Raw genomic sequence first — 21016 nt, 5'->3', positions numbered from 1 at the left:
CAACGATTCACCCCTCATGTTATGAACATGCTAAGGGCATAGATGATAAAAAACCCAGTGTCCGAATGTTCACTGGGTTAATCATTAAGTGATTTTATTTGCTATATCGCTACGCGATTGAAGGTGAATAGTCTCATACTCAGAGTTTACTGAATTCTCGGTTTACCGCATAGGTATCAGAGGTCACATAAGCTTCCATCGTTCGCAATGAATCTTCAATTTGATCCATGTCTTTTTCAATCGTACCGAGTAAGTCTTTGGCACTTTGACCTTGTTTCCAAGGCTTGTTTTTAAGGGAGTGCTCTTGCTTTGTCTTTAAGGCTTCCACAAAATTGTCTGGCTGCTTCTCAAGCATCAAACTCATTGCAATATAGGCAAGTAAGACTAAAAAACTCCCGCCCAACAATGCCGCTGAGATAACTAAGATTCTGATCAACCAAACCTCGACGCCGAAGTAGTTGGCAAGCCCAGCGCAAACCCCTGTCAATTTGCCGTTAATCGGATCTTTATAGAGCTCTCTATGCGTCATAATGTTGCCTCCATTTAGGCGACTCCGCATCAAGGATCTTTTCTAAACTCTCCACGCGTCGTTGCATTTTTTCCGCTCTTTGCGACAAGGCTTGTAGCTTTTCAAAATCTTGAGAAGACAAACCAGCCTCCGACTTTCGCTTGCTACGGTAATGAAGAAATAGCCAAAGCGGAGCAACAAATATCAAGAATACAATGACGGGTCCGGCAATAAGAAATGTCGACATGTCTAACTCCTATTCGATGTTTATTTTTTGTTCATCTGTTCTTTAAGCTTAGCCAGTTCGATATCTATCTCATCTTGTGCTTGAAGCTCAGCGAACTCTTGGTCGAGAGATTTTGCATTGCCGGTATTCGCATACAAATCCGCTTCCGCTTCGAGCTCATCCACTTTACGTGAATATTGTTCAAATTTTGCCATTGCTTCATGCGTACGGCTGGTGTGCAGGTGCTTTTGCACATCACGGCGATTATTGGCCGTTTGCGAACGAATGATTAAAGCCTGCTGTTTAGCGCGAGTTTCCGTGATTTTCGCTTCTAGTTTGGCAATTTCACTCGTCAGCTTATCAATCGTCTCTTCAACCAGAGTTTGCTCATCATGCAACCCTTTCACTATTTTTTCTACTTTCTGCTTTTCAATCAATGCAGCACGCGCTAATTCTTCTCTTTGCTTGGTCAACGCAAGGGTGGCTTTGTGCTGCCACTCGACAATTTGTTCTTCTAGCGTTTTCACTTTACGCGCCAGTTCTTTTTTATCCGCAATCGCCTTGGCGGAATTAGTACGGACTTCGACTAGCGTGTCTTCCATCTCTTGGATGATAAGGCGAATCATTTTTTCCGGATCTTCGGCCTTGTCTAAAAGTGCACTAACGTTAGAATTTACGATATCAGCGAAACGAGAAAAAATACCCATAATACAGCTCCTAAATGAATGAACGTGGCTACTTACTTTGACTACTGCGTGGCTCTTTCTTGTCGCGATGTCATCATAGCCATTCAATGTTGTACTCAGTATAAACAATCCAATTATCGTGCCAATTTAATAACTTCATACATAACAAGCACCTATGAGAAAGCTCGCGTTTTCACATCAAACTGCTAATATGGTTTTACCAACTATTGGTAAAAAAAACCAATCTTTAAGGACCCTACCATGGCTCAGAACCTTATTGGTGAATCCCCTTCTTTTCTTTCGGTACTTGATAAAGTATCAAAGCTGGCTCCCATTGAGCGACCGGTATTAATTATCGGAGAACGCGGCACTGGTAAAGAACTGATCGCCCAGCGTCTCCATTATCTTTCCACTCGCTGGGATAAACCACTCATCTCGCTCAATTGCTCCACGCTCAGCGATGGCCTTATTGATTCGGAATTATTTGGCCATGAATCCGGGGCGTTTACGGGTGCTAAAGGCCGACATTTAGGCCGCTTTGAGCGCGCAGAGAATGGTACGTTGTTTCTTGATGAACTCGCGACTACGCCTTTATCTGTGCAAGAAAAACTATTGCGTGTTATCGAATACGGCCAATATGAACGCGTCGGTGGCATGAAAGCGCTCGAGGCTAATGTCAGACTAGTGTGTGCCACGAACGAAGACCTTCCAGCCTTGGCAGAAAGAGGAAAGTTTCGCGCCGATCTGCTCGACAGGCTCGCTTTCGACGTTATCCAGTTACCTCCCTTACGTGTTAGACAAGAAGATATCGCATTACTTGCTGAATATTTCGCGATTAAGATGTGCCGCGAGTTAGGCTTACCTCTGTTTGTCGGATTTACGAGCAAAGCGTGGCAAAGTATCCATGCCTATCCTTGGCCAGGTAATGTCAGAGAATTAAAGAATGTCATCGAGCGTGCGGTGTACCAACATGGCACAAACGAACACCCCATTGATTCGTTAGTTTTTAACCCGTTTCTCAATACGTTCTCTTCTCTTTCTCCCTCTGATTCAGACAATCGTGATGCCCCTCCTAAAGAGGTGCCATCTCATGATGGGCAGCACCGCGATGCTACTCAGGCGCTCAAAACAGCTGAGAGTATGCGTACCGCCGCATCGAGCCCACCAACCGTGACGTTCCCAATTGACTTTAAATTGTGGCAAGAGGAACAATCCTTAACCATGGTTCGCACAGCGTTAGATGAAGCACAATACAATCAAAGAACCGCCGCTAAAATGCTGAGCTTAAGCTATGATCAGCTAAGAGGCCTCGTGAGAAAGCACAAACTAATATGAAGGCGCTCAAAGAGTCAGCATCAAAGCAAACTAAATCGTCGATAACTACTTGTCGTTATTGGTTAAACCATCCAATTAGTGGTAAATTACTCTGTTCTCAGTACAGATATTGCGTTCACTAAAATGAATGTAGCGTGTTTATGAAGGCATTACTAAAACTATCCATAGCAATTTGCAGCGTTGCACTAGTCACCGGCTGTGAAGATAAAGTCGATCACACAAAAATTCGTCAAGACGGTTTTGTGTACTGTGACCAAGGTCGCCCAAGTACATTTAATCCTCAATTGGTGGACGGTGGCATCATTGTCGAAGCGATCGCGCCTCAATTATATGACACGCTATTAACGCTCAACCCTGGCACTCACCAACCGGTACCAAACCTTGCAAAAAGCTGGACGGTTGACGAAACCGGCACGGTTTATCACTTTAACTTGCGTGATGATGTCCAGTTTCAAACAACCGAGTGGTTCACTCCGACGCGTCCGTTAAATGCTGACGATGTCGTATTTAGCTTCAATCGTATTTTAGACGAAAACAATCCCTATCATCAGGTTGGAGGGAGTGTTTACCCGTGGTTTGCTGGCATTAACTTTTCGGCACTCGTTACCAGCGTCACTGCACTCGACGCCAATACCGTACAATTCACATTGTCTAAACCCGACAATTCATTTTTGTCGAATATTTCCACTGCTCATGCCCCTATTTTTTCCGCTGAATATGCCAAGATATTGCTAGACAGTAATAGTAAGCAAAGGATTGATACCTACCCTGTGGGCACCGGCCCATTCTACCTCGATGAATATCAAGTATCAGACTTAGTACGCTTAAAACGCAATGAACAGTATTGGCGTGGTCCTGTCCAGATGAAGCAGGTTGTTTTCGACATCTCCCACCGAGGTGCCGGCGCGCTAGCCAAATTGCTGCGTGGGGAATGTGATGTCCTAAATTCACCCGTATCAAGCCAAATACCAGTGATACTCAACGAAGACTCTGTGGTTTTACAAGCCAAGCCCGCAATGAACGTCTCGTTTATCGCCATTAATACCCAACACGGCGCGCTAAGCGACGTGAGAGTGCGGAAGGCGATTAACCTCGCGATTAACCGAGATAACATATTAGAAGCGGTTTATTACGGAACGGGGGAGAAAGCCTATACCCTACTTCCACCAAGCTCTTGGGCATACCAAAAAGACCCCACTCAAATTCGCTATGACCGAAACTATGCGATGGCTTTGCTGCGTGATGCTGGATATGCCAATGGCTTAGAACTGACGCTAGCGGTGCCACTTGAACCGAGAGTCTATAACCCGAGCCCGCGAAAGACCGCTGAGCTGATTCAAGCCAACCTTGCCGATGTCGGTATCACCCTTAATCTGCTCACCGACGAACGCGTTGACCGCAAAGAGTTGTCAAATATCAAAGCGGTCGATCTTCTGCTGACTGGTTGGGTGGGCAATACTGGCGACCCTGATAACTACCTAAGACCCCTATTGTCTTGTTCGTCAAAGCGTGAAGGACTTAACCTATCTATGTGGTGTAACGACGATTTTGATTTTTTGTTAGACCTAGCACTGGAGGTCAGCGAGCCCCGTTACCGAGCCAATCTTTATCGACAAGCGCAAAATATTTTATATGACCAGATCCCAGTTATTCCATTAGCTCATGGCCAAAAATATCAAGCTCACAATGACGATCTAACTGGCTTCCGTACTAGCCCGTTTAATACTCAGCCTTTTGATCAAGTCGTGAGGTTAAAATAATGTTCTGGTATGCCGTTCGCCGACTTAATCTATTTGTTATTACGCTACTGATCTTGACATTGGTCGGCTATAACCTTATCCGCCTAGATCCAAACTCAATTTGGACGACCAAAGAGTTCCTACCTGGCTGGATAAGCTACGTAACACAGCTTACTAAGCTTGATTTTGGCCTTACCAAAGCAGGCGTTCCTATTATTGATGAGCTGTCTGCTGTATTGCCAGCCACATTAGAGTTGTGCTTTGCCGCCTTTATGATTTCGGTTTTTATTGGCATCCCTGCCGGTACCATTGCAGGCATGAAAAAAGGCAAATGGCTCGATAACATTATCTCATTCTCATCGATGGTCGGGTATGCCGCACCACTGTTTTGGATTGCACTGTTGATGATTATGTATTTCTCTCTTAATTTTCAGTGGTTTCCGGTAGCAGGACGCTACGACTTGTTGTACGAAATTGACCATGTCACGGGGTTTGCTTTGATTGATGCTCTACTGTCCGATGGGCCTTATCGACGTGAAGCACTGCAAAGCGTCATTGAACATATGATTTTGCCTTGTTTTGTCCTCGCGTTATCCCCAACCATGCAGGTAATACGCATGATGCGAACCTCTGTTACCGAGGTCATGGCGCAGAACTATATTCGTGCAGCGCGTATCAAGGGTCTATCTAACTATGAGATAGTAAAAGAACACGTACTCAGAAACGCCATCCCGCCTATCATACCGAAACTGGGTGTACAGCTATCCAGTATGATTACGCTCGCCATTATGACGGAGTCCATCTTTAACTGGCCCGGCATAGGGCGTTGGCTTCTCGACGCCCTATCAAGTCAAGATTATGCATCCATTCAAGCTGGCGTAATGGTAGTGGCTAGTATCGTACTGACGGCAAGTATCTTATCCGATATTCTCGGAGCCATGATCAACCCGCTGGTGAGGAAGGAATGGTATGCTGTCAGATAATATTTACCAAGAAGAACGCATCCCCACTCAGCTTGAGCGTTTTTGGCGCAGCTATCGAAGCAACAGCTTGTCTATGTTTGGGCTATGGTGTTTTGCTCTTATCATTATCATCACCCTATTGTCGCCTTGGATCGTTCCCTACGACCCAATGGAACAAAGCTCTTACCTGCTCATCCCACCGTCCTGGGATCCTGCGGGTACCGTAGACTACTTTTTTGGTACTGATGATTTAGGTCGAGATATCCTGTCACGGATTGTCGATGGCTCCCGGTTGTCTTTTGGTGCTGCTGTATTAATTACCGTGCTTTCTGCGGTAATTGGCTGCTTCATTGGTATCCTTGCCGGTATGACCAAAGGCTTGTTATCCAGTATTTTAAATCATTTACTCGATACGGTTATGTCGATACCTTCATTGTTATTGGCCATCATATTCGTCGCGTTTTTGGGGCCTGGTGAATATAATATTTTATTGGCAATATGCTTGGCGTTAATCCCTCGCTTTGTTCGTTCCGTCTATGTCGCTGTTCATACGGAAGTTGAAAAAGACTACATCATGGCTGCTCGCTTGGATGGCGCGAACGACTTTTATTTATTGTGGAACTCTATCTTGCCAAACATTCTCTCTATTATTGCAGCAGAATTTACCTTCGCCTTATCCATTGCCATTCTCGATATCACGGCACTAGGTTTCTTAGGCTTAGGGGCCCAACCACCGAGCAGTGAATGGGGTTCTCTGCTCGGCGATGCGGCTGAATTACTGTATCTCGCACCATGGACCGTGATTTTGCCAGGCTTAGCTATCTTATGTGTTGTTGTCGTCGTTAATATTGTTGGCGAAGGCGTGCGCAGCGCGCTGAACGCGGGGGTAGAATAATGCCTGTATTAGATATTCGTCACTTAACGATTGAGATCGAGACACCGCAAGGCTTAGTAAAAGCCGTTGACCGAATGAGCTTTACCATCAATGAGGGCGAAATTCGAGGCCTCGTTGGAGAGTCGGGCTCAGGAAAAAGTTTGGTGGCAAAAGCCATTCTAGGCGTCTGTAAAGAGACGTGGCGCGTGTCCGCTGACCGAATGCGTCTTGGCAATATTGACCTTCTGCAGCTCACCCCTCGAGAGCGTCGACGAGTCATTGCTCGAGACGTCGCGATGATATTTCAAGAGCCCTCCACCTGCCTAGATCCATCAGAGGAAGTCGGTCGACAACTTATTGAATCCATTCCGTCACGCTCTTTTGACGGTAAATGGTGGGAGCGATTTAAATGGCGTAAAAAACAAGCCATAGCGCTTCTTCATAAAGTCGGAATCAAAGAACATACGCGCGTCATGCACAGTTATCCGTATGAGTTAACGGATGGTGAGTGCCAAAAAATCATGATTGCAATGGCCATCGCCGCCAAACCAAAACTGCTCATTGCCGACGAACCAACCAATGATTTAGATCCGATTACACAGTCGCAAATACTGCGTTTATTGAGCCGTATGAATCAACTCAATAACACGACATTGATCTTGATTGGTCACGATTTAACGACCATCACTCAGTGGGCAACACGAATCACCGTGATGTACTGCGGACAATCCGTTGAATCGGCTGATACAAAAAAAATATTAGATACCCCTAAACACCCATATACGGTTGCATTGTTGAAAGCGATACCTGACTTTGGCGATTGGATCCCACACAAAGAAAAGCTGCAATCGCTACCAGGTTCCATTCCGCCGCTCCAGCATTTACCTATTGGGTGCCGCCTTGGACCACGCTGCCCTTATGCGCAGCGACAATGCGTTGAAATTCCGCCAGTAAAACGCGTTAAAAATCACAAATACAGCTGCCACTTCCCTCTGAATACGGAGAAAAAAGCATGAGTGCCTTGCTAGAAGTCACTGGATTAAAAAAAGACTTTGTCACTCGCTCAAAGCTGTTTCAGAAGAAAATACAGCATGCCGTCAAACCCGTAAGCTTTGAACTAGAAGCCGGACAAACGATTGGCTTTATTGGTAAGAATGGCTCTGGGAAATCGACGTTGGCAAGAATGTTAGCTGGCGTTGTAGAACCGAGTGCGGGTGAAATCAGGGTCAATGGCGACCTACTGGAACATAAGGATTACTCAACACGTTGCAAATTAATCCGCATGATTTTCCAGGACCCTAACACCTCGTTAAACCCTAGGATACAGATTGGTCGGATTTTAGAAGGCCCGCTTAAACGAAATACGAATATGCCTCCAGAAGCCCGCATGCGCCGCGTAAAAGACACGCTGGTTCGTGTGGGGTTACTTCCAGAGCATGCTTATTTCTATCCTCAGATGCTGGCGACAGGCCAAAAACAGAGAATCTGCCTAGCGAGAGCGCTCATTTTGCAGCCATCGATTATCGTTGCAGACGAGGCATTAAATGGTCTCGATATGGCGATGCGATCGCAGATCATTAACCTATTTTTGGAACTCCAAGAAGAAATGGGTGTGGCTTTTGTGTATGTGTCACAGCATTTAGGCATTATAAAACACATCACAGACAAGGTGATCGTCATGCATGAAGGGGAAGTGGTCGAAAGTGGCAGCACTCAAGACGTATTGACCAGCCCGCAGCACATTGTGACGCAAAGAATGGTAGAGAGCCATTTCAATAAGAAACCGGTATACCGCTAGGTCAGGTGCGTATCTTGTGCAAGAGATAGCTAACCAAGCGTAAAATATTAGCAAATCTCGTTTTGGTACGATTGCCGGTGATAGACGCCACTGGCAAGTGCCTTTTCCACCTAGATACATTGAGTGACTGACAAACAAAAAGCCAGTTAGCGATGCTAACTGGCTTTTTCAAATCTATTTAATAAAACGACGCTAGATTAGCGAGTTTTAGATCGTGCGCTTTGTTCGCCTGCACTTTTCTTATTGCGTCTCTGCTGATTACTACGGCCTTTTGAAGGTGTATTCACACGCTCTTCATGACGACGTACTGCACGACGAATTTTTTGGCTACGTGAACGTTCACGTTGGCGAGACGTATTCGCACTATTCAGATCAAGAAGCGTTTCTTTCTCTGGCTTTAGCTCAACTAATTCACGCAAGTAGTTAACATCTTTTAACGTTAACTCAGCCCAACCGCCACGAGGCAGTTTTTTATCTAAGTAGATATCACCGTAACGAACACGCTTCAAACGACTCACGGTTGTTTCTTGTGATTCCCATAGACGACGAACTTCACGGTTTCGGCCTTCGTTGATCGCAACGTAGAACGTGTGGTTCATACCTTCGCCACCTGCGTAAACAACGTCTTCAAAACGAGCCATGCCGTCTTCAAGTTTCACGCCGTGTACCAAGTTACGGATCTTACTTTCTGTCACATCGCCGAATACACGTACTAGGTACTCACGTTCGACTTGACGACTTGGGTGCATCAGTCGATTTGCCAATTCACCATCAGTGGTGAACAGTAACAAACCCGATGTGTTTGCATCCAAACGACCGACTGAAATCCAACGCGAACCGCGGATTTTAGGTAAGCGATCAAATACCGTACGACGACCTTCAGGATCGTGACGTGTACAAAGCTCACCTTCTGGCTTGTAATAAGCCAAAACTCGACAAACCACTTCTTCTTGTGCTTTTGCCGATACAGTATGACCGTCAATACGAATAATCGCACTGTCGTCTTCAAGGCGCTCACCCAGTTTTGCCACCTGACCGTTGACACTCACTCGCCCAGACTTGATTAATGTTTCAAGTTCACGACGGGAGCCATGGCCTGCGCGGGCAAGCACTTTTTGTAATTTTTCGCTCATCTACCTACCTATAATGTCGTCTTCACAGACGTCGAAACCAGATATTGCGATCGTTGAAATCGCGGTCGCGTATTATCGCAGAGAAATTGTGCAGAAGCACCCTATTTCTTGCGATAAGTCACGCCAATATCCAACTCGATGCTTATTCAAAGGGTGCAGAATCGCCTGCACCTAAGCGGAGCACTTTCGCTTCATCGTCACTAAAGTCAATCACCGTCGTAGGTTGCTCACCAAGATAACCACCGTTTAAGATCACATCAACTGCGTGTTCAAGCTTATCTCGGATATCTTCAGGATCAGATTCGGTGACATCACTGCCTGGCAAAATCAATGACGTTGACATGAGTGGCTCACCTAAAGCTTCCAGCAAGTCCAACGCGATTCGGTTATCTGGTACTCGAATACCAATGGTTTTTCGCTTTGGATTCATCAAGCGACGCGGTACTTCCTTAGTCCCTTTAAAGATAAAAGTATAAGGCCCTGGGGTATTACTTTTAAGTAATCGGAATGCCGTATTGTCCACTCGTGCATACAACGAGATTTCCGAAAGATCACGGCACAACAAAGTAAAATTATGCTTATCGTCAAGACGACGAATCTGGCAAATACGTTCTAAGGCTTGTTTATTTTCAAGCTGACAACCAAGTGCATACCCTGAATCGGTCGGGTAAATGACAACACCACCGTTTCGAATAATGGCAACCGCTTGACTGATCAAGCGTGCTTGTGGGTTGTCTGGATGTACATAAAAAAATTGGCTCATTGTTATTCCTTCAGCTAAATACTCTCGTCGCAACCTTCCTTGTTGTTCAACATCAAGAGCTTAAATAATTCTATTTTTCGGCACTCTGACTTTCAAGCGTCGTTGCCGTTTGTAAAGACAGTCTATCCCATACCGGTTCGACACCAGATGGCAGCCATAAATTACGGCCAAGCTCAGTCCAAGGTGATGGATAATGAAAGTCCGAACCTTGCGAAGCTAATAGATTGTATTGTATCGCATAATCTGCAAGGTTGCGCCTTTCTTGCATACTTTGTTGTGGCAAAGCGACTTCCATAGCATCACCATTCGCTTCAGAGAAAGCGGCGAGCAAACGCTTGAGCCACTTGGCCGTAAGTTGATAACGACCCGGATGAGCCAGGACAGCGACCCCACCAGCCTGATGAATGGCCTCGACGGCATCACTGATCAAACACCAGTTGGGCGGTACATAACCGGTGTTATTTCTCGTTAAATATTTCTTGAACACCTGCTGCATATTCTTGGCATAACCGTGCTCAACAATCCATTTAGCAAAATGAGAACGTGTTATTGGTGCACCATCGGCGATGGCTTTTACTTCTTCAAGCACACCTGGTCGAGTTGCCTTTTCCAATCGTTCCGCCATCAGTTCAGCGCGCTCGGCGCGTCGTGCCTTTTGCGCTTCAATTAAAGACAACAAATGAGGGTTATTCATATCGACACCAAGGCCCACCACATGAATATCTTTATTTTGCCATACCGTTGAAATTTCAATGCCATTGACAAGCTCAATGGGTAGTTGACGCTCCTCAATCAGACGGTGAGCTTCAGGCAACGCATCTAATGTATCGTGATCAGTAATCGCGATGATTTTTACGTTAAACTCGATCGCTCGCTCTAGAAGTGCTTCGACGGATAATCGCCCATCCGATGCGGTAGTGTGACTGTGCAGATCTATCTTCATTTTATTTATAATATTGGTTGACTTTAATGCCATGAACTAGTTAACTAGTACGCAGGTAAAAATTAAGAGTAATGCACGTATGGTACAAGAAATTCAACCAATCCAAAAACCCCAAATCAGCGTTCAACGCTCTGTTGGTGATTGGTGGCGCACATGGAGTCATTCCAAGTGGGCTTTTTTACGTGCGTAAAAAACAAGTAGATTTAATACTAGCCCACTCAAACGAGTGGGCTTTTTTATTTTTTGGTTTAACTGATTAACTATGCGGCAATTTGGACAGATTCAACGTTGGGCAAACGTTTTAATTGTGCGAGTATGGAACACAATTGTTGCATGGACAGATTGAAGATTAAGAGGAGTTTTTGTGAACAAAGCCATTACAATTCAAAAACAAGGTCGTCTAGAGGTGCTTTCATTACAAGTACCGTACGCGAAAGACCCGACAAAGCTGTTTCATACACTTTGTGAAAACAAGACCGACAGCCTACTCCTTGAGTCAGCCGAGATCGAATCGAAGCAAGACCTGCAAAGTTTGCTTATTGTGGACTCTGCGGTTCGTATCGTCTGTGAGGGTCATATCGTTCGCTATGAAGCACTCACCACGAATGGCGAAAACTTGCTAGAGATACTCGCAGGCAATCTTTCTTCTGATATCCGACACATTTTAAAACCAAAAGAGCTAATCGTTCATTTTGAAATGCCGAACGATCAACTTGACGAAGACTCAAGGCTTCGAGAAGCATCTTCATTTGACGCACTTCGGTTAGTACAACACAGCTTTGATATCACTGGACTGAACAAAAATGCGATTTTCATGGGTGGCCTTTTTGCCTATGACCTCGTGGCACAATTTGAACCTCTTGGCGATGCGACCCAATCGAACCAATGCCCCGACTACGTGTTTTACGTGGCGGAAAGCTTATTGGTTGTTGATCATCAGAAGAAGTCATGCGAACTACAAACTACCTTGTTTAACCATGATGACGATGAACTCGCGCGCATTCGTGAGAGAATGAGTGACATCAGCACACAATGTGACAACCTCAAAGCCTTGCCGATTGCCATCAAGGTCACTGATAGTCAAGAAGTCGCCAGCGTCTCCGATGAAGACTTTTGCCAAACGGTTAGAGACCTAAAAGAATACGTCGTGTGTGGTGACATCTTTCAAGTCGTTCCGTCACGCCGATTTACACTCCCATGCCCATCGCCATTAGTGGCGTATAAAGAGCTGAAGAGAAGCAACCCAAGCCCTTACATGTTTTATATGCAAGATGAGCTGTTTACGTTATTTGGTGCCTCTCCTGAGAGCGCCCTAAAATACTGTTCACAAAGCAACCAAATCGAAATCTACCCAATCGCCGGTACGCGACGCCGTGGGAAAAACCCTGACGGTTCAATTAACAAAGATCTCGATAGCCGTATGGAACTAGAGTTGCGCTGTGACATGAAAGAGAACGCTGAGCACATGATGCTGGTTGATTTAGCTCGCAATGATGTGGCTAGAATCTCCGAACCAGGCACACGTCATGTCGCCAGCCTGCTGCAAACCGACCGTTACAGCCATGTCATGCACTTAGTCTCAAGGGTTGTCGGTCAGTTGCGACTTGACCTCGATGCCCTTCACGCCTACCAAGCTTGTATGAATATGGGCACCTTAACAGGCGCACCGAAAATCCGAGCAATGCAGCTTATTCGTCAAGTAGAACAGCAAACACGCGGCAGCTACGGCGGCGCGGTTGGTTACATGAATGGTATTGGCGACATGGATACCTGTATCGTCATCCGCTCAGCGTATGTTGAAAACGGTATTGCACAAGTCCAAGCTGGCGCCGGAGTAGTATTCGATTCCGACCCGCAAGCTGAGGCTGACGAAACACGCGGCAAGGCCCAAGCGGTTATCTCTGCCATCAAAACTGCGCATCAGGAGTAGTAACGTATGAACATGACTTCCAATGCGACACCCGCACATTGCGCCAATATCGTGTTTGTCGATAATTTCGACTCATTCACCTACAACCTTGTCGATCAGTTTCGAAGCCTTGGTCATAATGTCACCATCTATCGAAACCACATCTCGGCAGAAACCATCGCACAAGCGGTGCTTCAACTTGATAACGCCGTGGTTGTTTTATCGCCAGGCCCCGGTGCGCCCTCTGACGCAGGTTGCATGCCAGCACTCATTCAACAACTCAAGGGGCAAGTGCCGATGATCGGTATCTGCCTTGGTCACCAAGCTCTTGTAGAAGCTTATGGTGGTACGGTCGCTGGTGCGGGTGAGATTCTGCATGGCAAAATTTCCATGATGGCGCATGACAATCATGCGATTTATCAAGGACTGCCTTCTCCACTGGCGATTGCTCGCTACCACTCATTGGTCGCGACCCATGTTCCCGATAGTCTTGAGGTGACGGCGCAAGTCGATGGTTTGGTCATGTCGATTGCTAACGAACAAGACCGCGTGTGTGGCTTTCAATTTCACCCAGAGTCCATTATGACCACCCATGGTGCGACGTTACTTGGTAACGCCATCGAATGGGCTCGCGCGCACCCATTGCGTTAATCAAACAACTCAACGAATTTAAGGCATCGTAATTATGGAAAATATCATTAATAAGCTTTATGACCAGCAATCACTGAGTCAAGAAGAAAGCCAACAGTTGTTTGATACCATTATCAAAGGCGAACTTGACCCTATTTTGATGGCGGCAGCGTTAACCGCGTTAAAAATTAAGGGCGAAACTCCCGACGAGATAGCTGGCGCAGCGAAAGCTCTGCTCGCCAATGCTAACGCTTTCCCTCGCCCCGACTATGACTTTGCCGACATCGTAGGCACGGGTGGCGATGGCGCAAACACGATTAATATTTCCACGACAGCGGCATTTGTGGCGGCGGCATGTGGGCTTAAGGTTGCAAAACACGGCAATCGAGGGGTATCAAGCAAGTCAGGTTCATCCGACTTACTTGATTCCTTTGGTATCAATCTGGCAATGAGCCCAGAAGATACACGCAAGGCTGTGGATGATATTGGTGTCGCTTTTCTATTTGCACCTCAGTATCACGGCGGCGTTAAGCATGCGATGCCAGTACGTCAAACCATGAAAACACGCACGATCTTTAATATCTTAGGACCACTGATCAATCCAGCTCGTCCAAATATAGAGCTGATGGGCGTATATGACGCAAAACTGGTTCGCCCAATAGCGGAGACCATGTTACAAATGGGTATGAAGCGTGCTGCCGTTGTTCATGGTAGCGGCTTAGATGAGGTCGCCATACATGGCGAAACGTTAGTCGCTGAAATTAAAGATGGCGTTATCACGGAGTACACATTAACACCTGAAGATTTTGGTGTGAATCCACATCCTCTTGAGGCTATCAAGGGTGGCGAGCCAGAAGAAAATAGAGCCATCATCACCGACATGCTGACCGGAAAAGGTACAGAAGCTCAACTCGGCGCGGTCGCGGTTAACGTGGCACTTCTAATGAAGCTTTTTGGCTTTGATGATTTAAAAGCCAACGCTCAACAAGCCATTGATGCGATGAATTCAGGCAAGGCTTACGAACTCGTTAAACAACTCGCTGCGCGCGGTTAAGAAATAGGAACTAGGAATGGAAACGGTACTAGCAAAAATCGTCGAAGATAAACGAGTCTGGGTTGAAGCCCGCAAACAGTCACAACCACTTGCAAGCTTTCAAGCGCAATTGGAACCATCAGATCGCCACTTCTATGATGCACTGTCAACAGGAAAGACCGTGTTCATTCTTGAGTGCAAGAAAGCCTCACCTTCTAAGGGGTTGATTCGAGAAGACTTCGATCTTGATTACATTGCATCGGTATACAATAACCATGCAAGTGCCATCTCTGTCCTGACTGATGAAAAGTACTTCCAAGGTAACTTTGACTTTTTGCCACAGGTACGCAGCCAAGTAACGCAACCAGTCATCTGTAAAGATTTCATGGTCGATAGCTACCAAGTCTACCTCGCGCGTCACTACAAAGCCGATGCTATTTTGTTGATGCTATCGGTCCTTAGCGATGAAGAGTACCGTGAACTCGCCGCTGTCGCGGAGTCACTTAATCTCGGTATTCTTACTGAAGTAAGTAATGAAGCAGAGCTAGAGCGTGCCATCAACCTACAAGCTCGTGTCGTCGGTATTAATAATCGTAACCTACGTGATTTGTCTGTAAACCTTGATCGAACGAAAGAGCTTGCGCCAAGCCTTCCGGAAGGCACGATCATTATTTCTGAGTCTGGTATCTATAATCATCAACAAGTACGCGATTTATCTCACTATGCAAATGGCTTCCTAATCGGTAGCTCACTGATGGCAGAAGACAACCTAGAACTGGCCGTGCGAAAAGTGCTACTCGGTGAAAACAAGGTGTGCGGCTTGACGCACGCCGATGACGCCGCAAAAGCCTATCAAGCGGGTGCAGTAAAAGGAGGCCTTATCTTCGTTGAAAAATCGCCACGCTACGTCGACTTTGAATCGGCAAGAATGGTGATGAGTGGTGCGCCACTTGAATTTGTTGGCGTGTTTCAAAACCACACTACAGAAGTGGTGGCAAATACGGCTAACGAATTAGGCTTATCAGCGGTGCAATTGCATGGCGACGAAGACCAAGCCTATGTCGAGGCATTGCGAGCGCAGCTCCAATCCGACATCGCAATCTGGAAAGCTCACGGCGTGAAAGATGCCCTACCTGACTTTTCTGCCATCGATGTCGACCGCCATCTATTGGATGCTCAAGTCGGCAACCAAACCGGCGGTACGGGTCAACGCTTCGACTGGCAGTTACTTCACAACACAAACAACATCATGCTCGCTGGTGGGTTGTCTCCGGATAACATCAAAGAAGCGAGCCAGTTAGGCTGCATTGGGCTCGACCTAAACTCCGGCGTGGAATCAGCGCCAGGGAAAAAAGACGCCAACAAGCTAAGCCAAGCATTTACACTAATTAGAGATTACTAATACTTGCTCACCTGCGGGTATAACCAAAATTAATTAAGAGGACACTACCATGGCGAAACTGGATGCCTATTTTGGCGAATATGGTGGGCAATTTGTTCCACAAATTCTTGTACCAGCGCTTGATCAACTTGAACAAGCCTTTATCGATGCACAGGATGATCCCGAGTTTCAAGCTGAATTCATGGGCTTATTGCAAGAGTATGCAGGTCGTCCAACCGCTCTGACATTGACAAGAAACCTCACGAAAGGCACAAAAACCAAACTGTACCTAAAACGAGAAGATTTATTGCACGGTGGCGCGCACAAAACCAACCAAGTACTTGGCCAAGCCTTGCTAGCTAAGCGTATGGGCAAAAAAGAAATCATTGCAGAAACTGGCGCCGGCCAGCACGGCGTCGCAACCGCACTGGCATGTGCGCTGCTCGGCCTCAAATGCCGCGTTTACATGGGTGCTAAAGATGTTGAACGTCAAAGCCCCAATGTATTTCGCATGCGGTTGATGGGCGCTGAAGTGATTCCGGTTCACTCTGGTTCTTCCACGCTAAAAGACGCCTGTAATGAGGCGCTACGCGACTGGTCAGCAAGCTATGAAGAGGCGCATTACCTCCTCGGCACTGCCGCAGGTCCACACCCGTTCCCAACCATCGTGCGAGAATTTCAACGCATGATTGGTGAAGAGACAAAACACCAAATCTTGGCACGTGAAGGCCGCCTACCCGACGCCGTCATCGCCTGTGTGGGTGGGGGGTCAAATGCCATCGGTATGTTTGCAGACTTCATCGAAGAAGAAAATGTTCGTCTTATCGGTGTTGAGCCTGCAGGTTTGGGTATTGATACCGACCAACATGGCGCACCGTTGAAGCATGGTACAACCGGCATATTCTTTGGAATGAAGGCACCGCTTATGCAAGACCCTCACGGCCAAATCGAAGAATCTTATTCTGTGTCGGCTGGCTTAGACTTCCCATCAGTAGGTCCACAGCATGCGCATTTAAACGCAATCGGTCGCGCTGAATATGGTGCTATCACCGATGACGAAGCACTTGAGGCATTCCAACTTCTGGCTCGTAAAGAAGGCATTATACCTGCTCTCGAATCATCCCATGCGCTTGCTTATGCACTTCAGATGGCACATAACGAACCGGAAAAAGAACAACTACTTGTCGTCAACCTATCAGGCCGTGGCGACAAAGACATCTTTACGGTACATGATATTTTGAAAGAAAAAGGAGTGCTATAATGGATCGTTATCAAGAACTGTTCCGTCGCCTTTCAGCAAAACAACAAGGCGCGTTTGTTCCTTTTGTTACCATCGGTGATCCTAGCCCTGAGCTATCTCTGAAAATCATGGAAACCTTGGTTGACTCAGGGGCTGACGCACTTGAGTTAGGTATGCCGTTTTCCGATCCTCAAGCCGATGGTCCAACGATTCAAGGTGCGAACATTCGCGCATTAGAAGCAAAGACCACCCCCACTATTTGCTTCGAGTTAATCGCAAAAATTCGAGCGAAATACCCTGAACTGCCTATAGGCTTGCTGATGTATGCGAACTTAGTGTACTCAAAAGGCATTGATGCGTTTTATCAAGAATGTGCCGCTGTCGGGGTTGATTCCGTACTTATTGCCGATGTTCCTACAGGGGAAAGCAAAGAGTTTGTTGCAGCGGCGCACAAGCATGGCGTGCACCCAATCTTCATTGCCCCACCAACGGCAACCGAAGAAACAATCAAACAAGTTGCACAACTTGGTGGCGGTTATACTTACCTACTATCTCGTTCAGGCGTTACCGGCACTGAAACCAAAGCAAACATGCCAATGACGACCCAATTGGACAAACTCACTAAACACGATGCCCCTCCGTCGTTGCTTGGGTTTGGTATCTCAGAACCACAACAAGTGAAAGAGGCACTGAATGCCGGCGCTGCGGGTGCGATTTCTGGTTCTGCCGTCGTAAAAATCATTGAGCGCAACCTAGAAAACCCGCCACAATTGCTATTAGAATTAAGCGAATTTGTTGCATCAATGAAAGCAGCAACTCAGCGCTAACCTGCCTAATAACATCCTTTAAAAAGTTGCACTCTGTGCAACTTTTTTTTTACATCCGCATCCTGTTGAAATATTGACACTCTCTATACATAACAGTCGAAACATACCAAACCTCAAGCGCAAACGTTTGCTATTGGCGGGTTTATCAGCAATCGAACTCTATTTTGTGCAGTTTTCTGCACTAATCGATTTCTAACGGTTGCTATGAGTGCTAATAAAGTGTAAAAAATCAATCGAAATATTAGTCTGCCATCTTCCGTTCAAGTGGAAGACTATACTGGGATATTAAATTTTTACAGCACAGAGGTTATGGAAGTGTTAAAAGACAAGTCATTACTAAAAAACATCGGAGTCCAAGTTGTCATCGCGATGATCTTAGGTACTCTCGTTGGTGCCATGATGGGTGAAACTGCAGCAATGTTTGCACCGCTTGGTACCATTTTTATCAATCTAATTAAAATGCTCGTGATTCCACTCGTTGCCGTTGCGCTTATATCTGGCGCTGCAGGGCTTGGTAATAGTAGTAATGCCGGTAAAGTGGGCATCACGACACTGGCATTCTTTGGTTTGACGTCTGCATTAGCCGTTGCTCTTGCCCTTTTCATGGGCGAAGTGTTTGAACCAGGTGTTAACATCGATACAGCTGGTATCGAAGGTATGTTCTCGACCGAGTATGCCGCTAAAGGTGACCTACCCTCTTTCTGGGCAACCCTAACCGGTATGATCCCAACTAACGTTTTTCAGTCACTAAATGAAGCGAACATCCTGCAGATTCTTGTTTTCTGCTTATTCTTTGGCATTGGCCTATCAAAGCTAACAGCAAATCGCCGTGACCCATTGCTTAACGGTGTCAACGCGATAGTTGATGTCATGGTATGGATGATCAACAAAGTCATGATCATTGCACCAATTGGTGTATTTGGTCTAATGGCTGAAGCTGTTGGCACCTTTGGTTTCGGCGCATTGATGGTCGTATTCAAACTATTTGTTGTCTATATTGCTGCGATTTTAGTGTTTGGTTTTGTGGTGTACCCGCTACTCATTCAACTCTTCACAAAAACATCAGCGAAAAAATTCCTTAGCGCAATGAAGAAACCGCAAGCCGTTGCACTCTCTACGGCCTCTTCAATGGCAACACTGCCTGTGACTATGGATACGGTTGAGAAAGAGCTTGGCGTTAAAAACTCTACGGCTTCTTTTGTTCTGCCGCTAGGCGCAACAATCAACATGTCAGGTAACGCGATTTACTATGGCCTCGTTGCTATCTTCTTTGCACAACTGTTCAACATCGACCTATCGATGGGTGCGTACGTGGCGATCATCGTAACGTCGACACTGGGTGCTGTTGGTCAAGCTGGCGTCCCTGGTCCTTCATTCCTCGTTGTTGCCGTACTACTTGCAGCGGGTATTCCTATTGAAGGTCTACCACTGCTCTTTGCTCTTGACCGAATCTTCGACATGATTCGTACCGCATTGAACATCACCGGTGATGCAGCGTGTGCGGTTATTGTTGACGCACTGGTTGAAGAAGAAGCGCAAGAATCTCAGCTACAAAAGCAAGAGGCTTAATCGTCTCGTTTTAAGTCATAGACTTGCAATAAACCAAAATATAAATAAGGAGTTATGGTTATCCATCGCTCCTTTTTTTGTGCCATTCCCCTCGTCCCCAAGCAAACCTCTGAAGTGCGTTTTGTTGGGGATTGGACTCTACTCATTTTAACCATTCTTGTTCATGCGTTTCAGGAATGATTAAAACCTAGGTGATACCCCCTCTGTCCTTGTTATTGTTTCTAATTGTCTCTAATGGTTTTGTATTGAGCTCATTTTCGTTACACTGTCGGCAATTCTTAAAGTAAGGTTTGCATGAAACATGAAGCAAGTTATTGATTTTATTCCTCTGATTATCTTTTTTGTTCTGTACAAAATGCAGGATATTTATGTCGCAACAGGTGCACTCATCGCGGCAACGGCTGTTCAAATTATTTTGACCTACTTCCTCTACAAAAAAGTAGAGAAAATGCAGATCATCACCTTTCTAATGGTGGCGGTATTTGGCGGAATGACCATTTTCTTGCACGACGATAATTTCATTAAATGGAAAGTCACTATCGTCTACACTATTTTCGCCATCGGCCTTGCTGTGACACACATGATTGGTCGCAGCGCCATTAAAGGCATGCTGGGTAAGGAAATAACGTTACCTGACCACGTATGGGCAAAAGTAAACTGGGCATGGGTTGCTTTCTTCTCTTTCTGTGCGGGCCTCAATATTTACGTAGCTTACGAGTTCCCTCTAGACGTGTGGGTTAACTTCAAAGTATTTGGCTTACTGGCAGCCACACTTGGCTTTACTGTTCTTACTGGCGTTTATATCTATAAATACATGCCGAAAGACGCCGAAAGCAAAGCCGTTAAAAAAGAGAATGAAGACCATACGTCTTGATTCATTGAGTGGATTTTGTATACTCCGCTCACTATCTGAATTGCAGCGACCTTAGGGTCGCTGTTTTGCTTTTTGGACATTTATAATCATGACAAATACAATCACAACGACCCCAAAAGGTCAGCTAATCATCCGCACACTGGCGATGCCTGAAAACACCAATGCTAACGGCGATATTTTTGGGGGCTGGATTATGTCACAGCTCGATCTCGCTGGTGGTATTCTAGCGAAAGAGATTTCACACGGTCGAATTGCTACCGTGTCGGTTTCCGGTATCACATTCAAGCACCCTGTTAAAGTTGGGGATGTGGTGTGTTGCTATGGTGAGTGCACCAAGATTGGCAATACATCAATGTCGATCAATCTAGAGGTTTGGGTTAAACCGGTGACACTAGACGGCGTTGGTGAGCGCTATCAAGTCTGTGAAGGCACCTTCCATTACGTTGCCATTGACGGAAATGGCCGACCACGGCCAATTAATCCAAATTAAGTGACAGTGGACATGACATTTACATAAAAAAATGACATCGTAGGTAGAGAATTTTATAACTATCGATTGTTATAACACTGCTTAACGATTTGAAGG

21 protein-coding genes are annotated in these 21016 nt (G+C 46.0%); 15 read left to right on the top strand and 6 right to left on the bottom strand.

Features of this window, described 5'->3' with window-relative positions; genetic code table 11:
• Positions 1–139 precede the first annotated feature (139 nt).
• The 3 genes from pspC to pspA are packed head-to-tail and all read right to left on the bottom strand — an operon-like array spanning position 140 to position 1441.
• Complete coding sequence (gene pspC, locus ACE1OE_RS10135) at positions 140–559, bottom strand: envelope stress response membrane protein PspC (RefSeq protein ID WP_449210940.1); 420 nt, start codon at positions 557–559, stop codon at positions 140–142.
• Positions 519–755, bottom strand: coding sequence for an envelope stress response membrane protein PspB (pspB, locus tag ACE1OE_RS10130; protein WP_102471495.1), 237 nt, complete (start codon positions 753–755; stop codon positions 519–521). Before pspB ends, pspC begins: the two co-directional genes overlap by 41 nt.
• 20 nt (positions 756–775) lie before the next feature.
• Positions 776–1441 (bottom strand): phage shock protein PspA, encoded by a 666-nt coding sequence (gene pspA, locus ACE1OE_RS10125; RefSeq protein ID WP_102471494.1) that lies wholly within the window; start codon positions 1439–1441, stop codon positions 776–778.
• 240 nt (positions 1442–1681) lie between these two features.
• Here pspA and pspF point away from each other — a divergent pair, with 240 nt between their 5' ends.
• From pspF to ACE1OE_RS10095, 6 genes are all read left to right on the top strand, one after another.
• Entirely contained in the window at positions 1682–2755 is a 1074-nt protein-coding gene (gene pspF, locus ACE1OE_RS10120; protein ID WP_449210939.1) for a phage shock protein operon transcriptional activator, read from the top strand.
• A gap of 140 nt (positions 2756–2895) precedes the next feature.
• On the top strand, positions 2896–4515 hold the full coding sequence (sapA, locus tag ACE1OE_RS10115; protein WP_449210938.1) for an ABC transporter substrate-binding protein SapA: 1620 nt from the start codon (positions 2896–2898) through the stop codon (positions 4513–4515).
• On the top strand, positions 4515–5477 hold the full coding sequence (locus ACE1OE_RS10110; protein WP_102471491.1) for an ABC transporter permease: 963 nt from the start codon (positions 4515–4517) through the stop codon (positions 5475–5477). Before sapA ends, ACE1OE_RS10110 begins: the two co-directional genes overlap by 1 nt.
• The gene (sapC, locus tag ACE1OE_RS10105) at positions 5464–6351 is read left to right on the top strand and encodes a putrescine export ABC transporter permease SapC (RefSeq protein ID WP_372060948.1); all 888 of its coding nucleotides are present in this window, start codon (positions 5464–5466) and stop codon (positions 6349–6351) included. Before ACE1OE_RS10110 ends, sapC begins: the two co-directional genes overlap by 14 nt.
• Positions 6351–7346: a peptide ABC transporter ATP-binding protein gene (locus ACE1OE_RS10100; RefSeq protein WP_102471489.1), complete on the top strand. Its 996-nt coding sequence runs from the start codon at positions 6351–6353 to the stop codon at positions 7344–7346. The genes sapC and ACE1OE_RS10100 overlap by 1 nt, the downstream gene beginning before the upstream one ends.
• The gene (locus ACE1OE_RS10095) at positions 7343–8128 is read left to right on the top strand and encodes a peptide ABC transporter ATP-binding protein (RefSeq protein ID WP_102471488.1); all 786 of its coding nucleotides are present in this window, start codon (positions 7343–7345) and stop codon (positions 8126–8128) included. Before ACE1OE_RS10100 ends, ACE1OE_RS10095 begins: the two co-directional genes overlap by 4 nt.
• Positions 8129–8325: 197 nt before the next feature.
• Here the strand turns inward: ACE1OE_RS10095 and rluB are convergent, their stop codons facing one another.
• From rluB to rnm, 3 genes are all read right to left on the bottom strand, one after another.
• The gene (gene rluB, locus ACE1OE_RS10090; RefSeq protein WP_102471487.1) at positions 8326–9261 is read right to left on the bottom strand and encodes a 23S rRNA pseudouridine(2605) synthase RluB; all 936 of its coding nucleotides are present in this window, start codon (positions 9259–9261) and stop codon (positions 8326–8328) included.
• Between the two features lie 142 nt (positions 9262–9403).
• On the bottom strand, positions 9404–10024 hold the full coding sequence (locus ACE1OE_RS10085) for an L-threonylcarbamoyladenylate synthase (protein ID WP_372060947.1): 621 nt from the start codon (positions 10022–10024) through the stop codon (positions 9404–9406).
• A gap of 70 nt (positions 10025–10094) precedes the next feature.
• Positions 10095–10967 carry an RNase RNM gene (rnm, locus tag ACE1OE_RS10080; protein ID WP_449210937.1) on the bottom strand — a complete coding sequence of 291 codons (873 nt, stop codon included), beginning with the start codon at positions 10965–10967 and terminating at the stop codon, positions 10095–10097.
• A gap of 364 nt (positions 10968–11331) precedes the next feature.
• Between rnm and ACE1OE_RS10075 the strand changes: the two genes are divergently transcribed.
• The 9 genes from ACE1OE_RS10075 (at position 11332) to yciA (ending at position 20920) form a co-directional block, all read left to right on the top strand.
• On the top strand, positions 11332–12897 hold the full coding sequence (locus ACE1OE_RS10075) for an anthranilate synthase component 1 (RefSeq protein WP_449210936.1): 1566 nt from the start codon (positions 11332–11334) through the stop codon (positions 12895–12897).
• A 12-nt stretch (positions 12898–12909) separates the two neighbouring features.
• Positions 12910–13527, top strand: coding sequence for an aminodeoxychorismate/anthranilate synthase component II (locus ACE1OE_RS10070; protein ID WP_372060984.1), 618 nt, complete (start codon positions 12910–12912; stop codon positions 13525–13527).
• A 34-nt stretch (positions 13528–13561) separates the two neighbouring features.
• Positions 13562–14560, top strand: a complete 999-nt coding sequence (gene trpD / locus ACE1OE_RS10065) for an anthranilate phosphoribosyltransferase (RefSeq protein WP_102471482.1) — start codon at positions 13562–13564, stop codon at positions 14558–14560.
• A gap of 16 nt (positions 14561–14576) precedes the next feature.
• On the top strand, positions 14577–15941 hold the full coding sequence (trpCF, locus tag ACE1OE_RS10060; protein ID WP_372060943.1) for a bifunctional indole-3-glycerol-phosphate synthase TrpC/phosphoribosylanthranilate isomerase TrpF: 1365 nt from the start codon (positions 14577–14579) through the stop codon (positions 15939–15941).
• A gap of 49 nt (positions 15942–15990) precedes the next feature.
• Entirely contained in the window at positions 15991–17181 is a 1191-nt protein-coding gene (trpB, locus tag ACE1OE_RS10055) for a tryptophan synthase subunit beta (RefSeq protein WP_449210935.1), read from the top strand.
• The gene (gene trpA / locus ACE1OE_RS10050) at positions 17181–17987 is read left to right on the top strand and encodes a tryptophan synthase subunit alpha (RefSeq protein WP_102471479.1); all 807 of its coding nucleotides are present in this window, start codon (positions 17181–17183) and stop codon (positions 17985–17987) included. The genes trpB and trpA overlap by 1 nt, the downstream gene beginning before the upstream one ends.
• Before the next feature lie 309 nt (positions 17988–18296).
• Complete coding sequence (locus tag ACE1OE_RS10045; protein ID WP_102471478.1) at positions 18297–19556, top strand: dicarboxylate/amino acid:cation symporter; 1260 nt, start codon at positions 18297–18299, stop codon at positions 19554–19556.
• A 301-nt stretch (positions 19557–19857) separates the two neighbouring features.
• Positions 19858–20430 (top strand): septation protein A, encoded by a 573-nt coding sequence (locus ACE1OE_RS10040; protein WP_102471476.1) that lies wholly within the window; start codon positions 19858–19860, stop codon positions 20428–20430.
• Positions 20431–20518: 88 nt separating this feature from the next.
• The gene (gene yciA / locus ACE1OE_RS10035) at positions 20519–20920 is read left to right on the top strand and encodes an acyl-CoA thioester hydrolase YciA (protein WP_102471475.1); all 402 of its coding nucleotides are present in this window, start codon (positions 20519–20521) and stop codon (positions 20918–20920) included.
• Positions 20921–21016: the final 96 nt, after the last annotated feature.

The organism is Vibrio sp. E150_011 (assembly GCF_053544015.1).
This window is presented reverse-complemented; position numbering and strand designations above follow the sequence as displayed.

Coding starts and splice junctions, on each gene's coding strand:
- pspC (WP_449210940.1), bottom strand. CDS start 559: ATGCGGAGTCGCCTAAATGGAGGCAACATTATGACGCATAGAGAGCTC.
- pspB (WP_102471495.1), bottom strand. CDS start 755: ATGTCGACATTTCTTATTGCCGGACCCGTCATTGTATTCTTGATATTT.
- pspA (WP_102471494.1), bottom strand. CDS start 1,441: ATGGGTATTTTTTCTCGTTTCGCTGATATCGTAAATTCTAACGTTAGT.
- pspF (WP_449210939.1), top strand. CDS start 1,682: ATGGCTCAGAACCTTATTGGTGAATCCCCTTCTTTTCTTTCGGTACTT.
- sapA (WP_449210938.1), top strand. CDS start 2,896: ATGAAGGCATTACTAAAACTATCCATAGCAATTTGCAGCGTTGCACTA.
- ACE1OE_RS10110 (WP_102471491.1), top strand. CDS start 4,515: ATGTTCTGGTATGCCGTTCGCCGACTTAATCTATTTGTTATTACGCTA.
- sapC (WP_372060948.1), top strand. CDS start 5,464: ATGCTGTCAGATAATATTTACCAAGAAGAACGCATCCCCACTCAGCTT.
- ACE1OE_RS10100 (WP_102471489.1), top strand. CDS start 6,351: ATGCCTGTATTAGATATTCGTCACTTAACGATTGAGATCGAGACACCG.
- ACE1OE_RS10095 (WP_102471488.1), top strand. CDS start 7,343: ATGAGTGCCTTGCTAGAAGTCACTGGATTAAAAAAAGACTTTGTCACT.
- rluB (WP_102471487.1), bottom strand. CDS start 9,261: ATGAGCGAAAAATTACAAAAAGTGCTTGCCCGCGCAGGCCATGGCTCC.
- ACE1OE_RS10085 (WP_372060947.1), bottom strand. CDS start 10,024: ATGAGCCAATTTTTTTATGTACATCCAGACAACCCACAAGCACGCTTG.
- rnm (WP_449210937.1), bottom strand. CDS start 10,967: ATGAAGATAGATCTGCACAGTCACACTACCGCATCGGATGGGCGATTA.
- ACE1OE_RS10070 (WP_372060984.1), top strand. CDS start 12,910: ATGACTTCCAATGCGACACCCGCACATTGCGCCAATATCGTGTTTGTC.
- trpD (WP_102471482.1), top strand. CDS start 13,562: ATGGAAAATATCATTAATAAGCTTTATGACCAGCAATCACTGAGTCAA.
- trpCF (WP_372060943.1), top strand. CDS start 14,577: ATGGAAACGGTACTAGCAAAAATCGTCGAAGATAAACGAGTCTGGGTT.
- trpB (WP_449210935.1), top strand. CDS start 15,991: ATGGCGAAACTGGATGCCTATTTTGGCGAATATGGTGGGCAATTTGTT.
- trpA (WP_102471479.1), top strand. CDS start 17,181: ATGGATCGTTATCAAGAACTGTTCCGTCGCCTTTCAGCAAAACAACAA.
- ACE1OE_RS10045 (WP_102471478.1), top strand. CDS start 18,297: ATGGAAGTGTTAAAAGACAAGTCATTACTAAAAAACATCGGAGTCCAA.
- ACE1OE_RS10040 (WP_102471476.1), top strand. CDS start 19,858: ATGAAGCAAGTTATTGATTTTATTCCTCTGATTATCTTTTTTGTTCTG.
- yciA (WP_102471475.1), top strand. CDS start 20,519: ATGACAAATACAATCACAACGACCCCAAAAGGTCAGCTAATCATCCGC.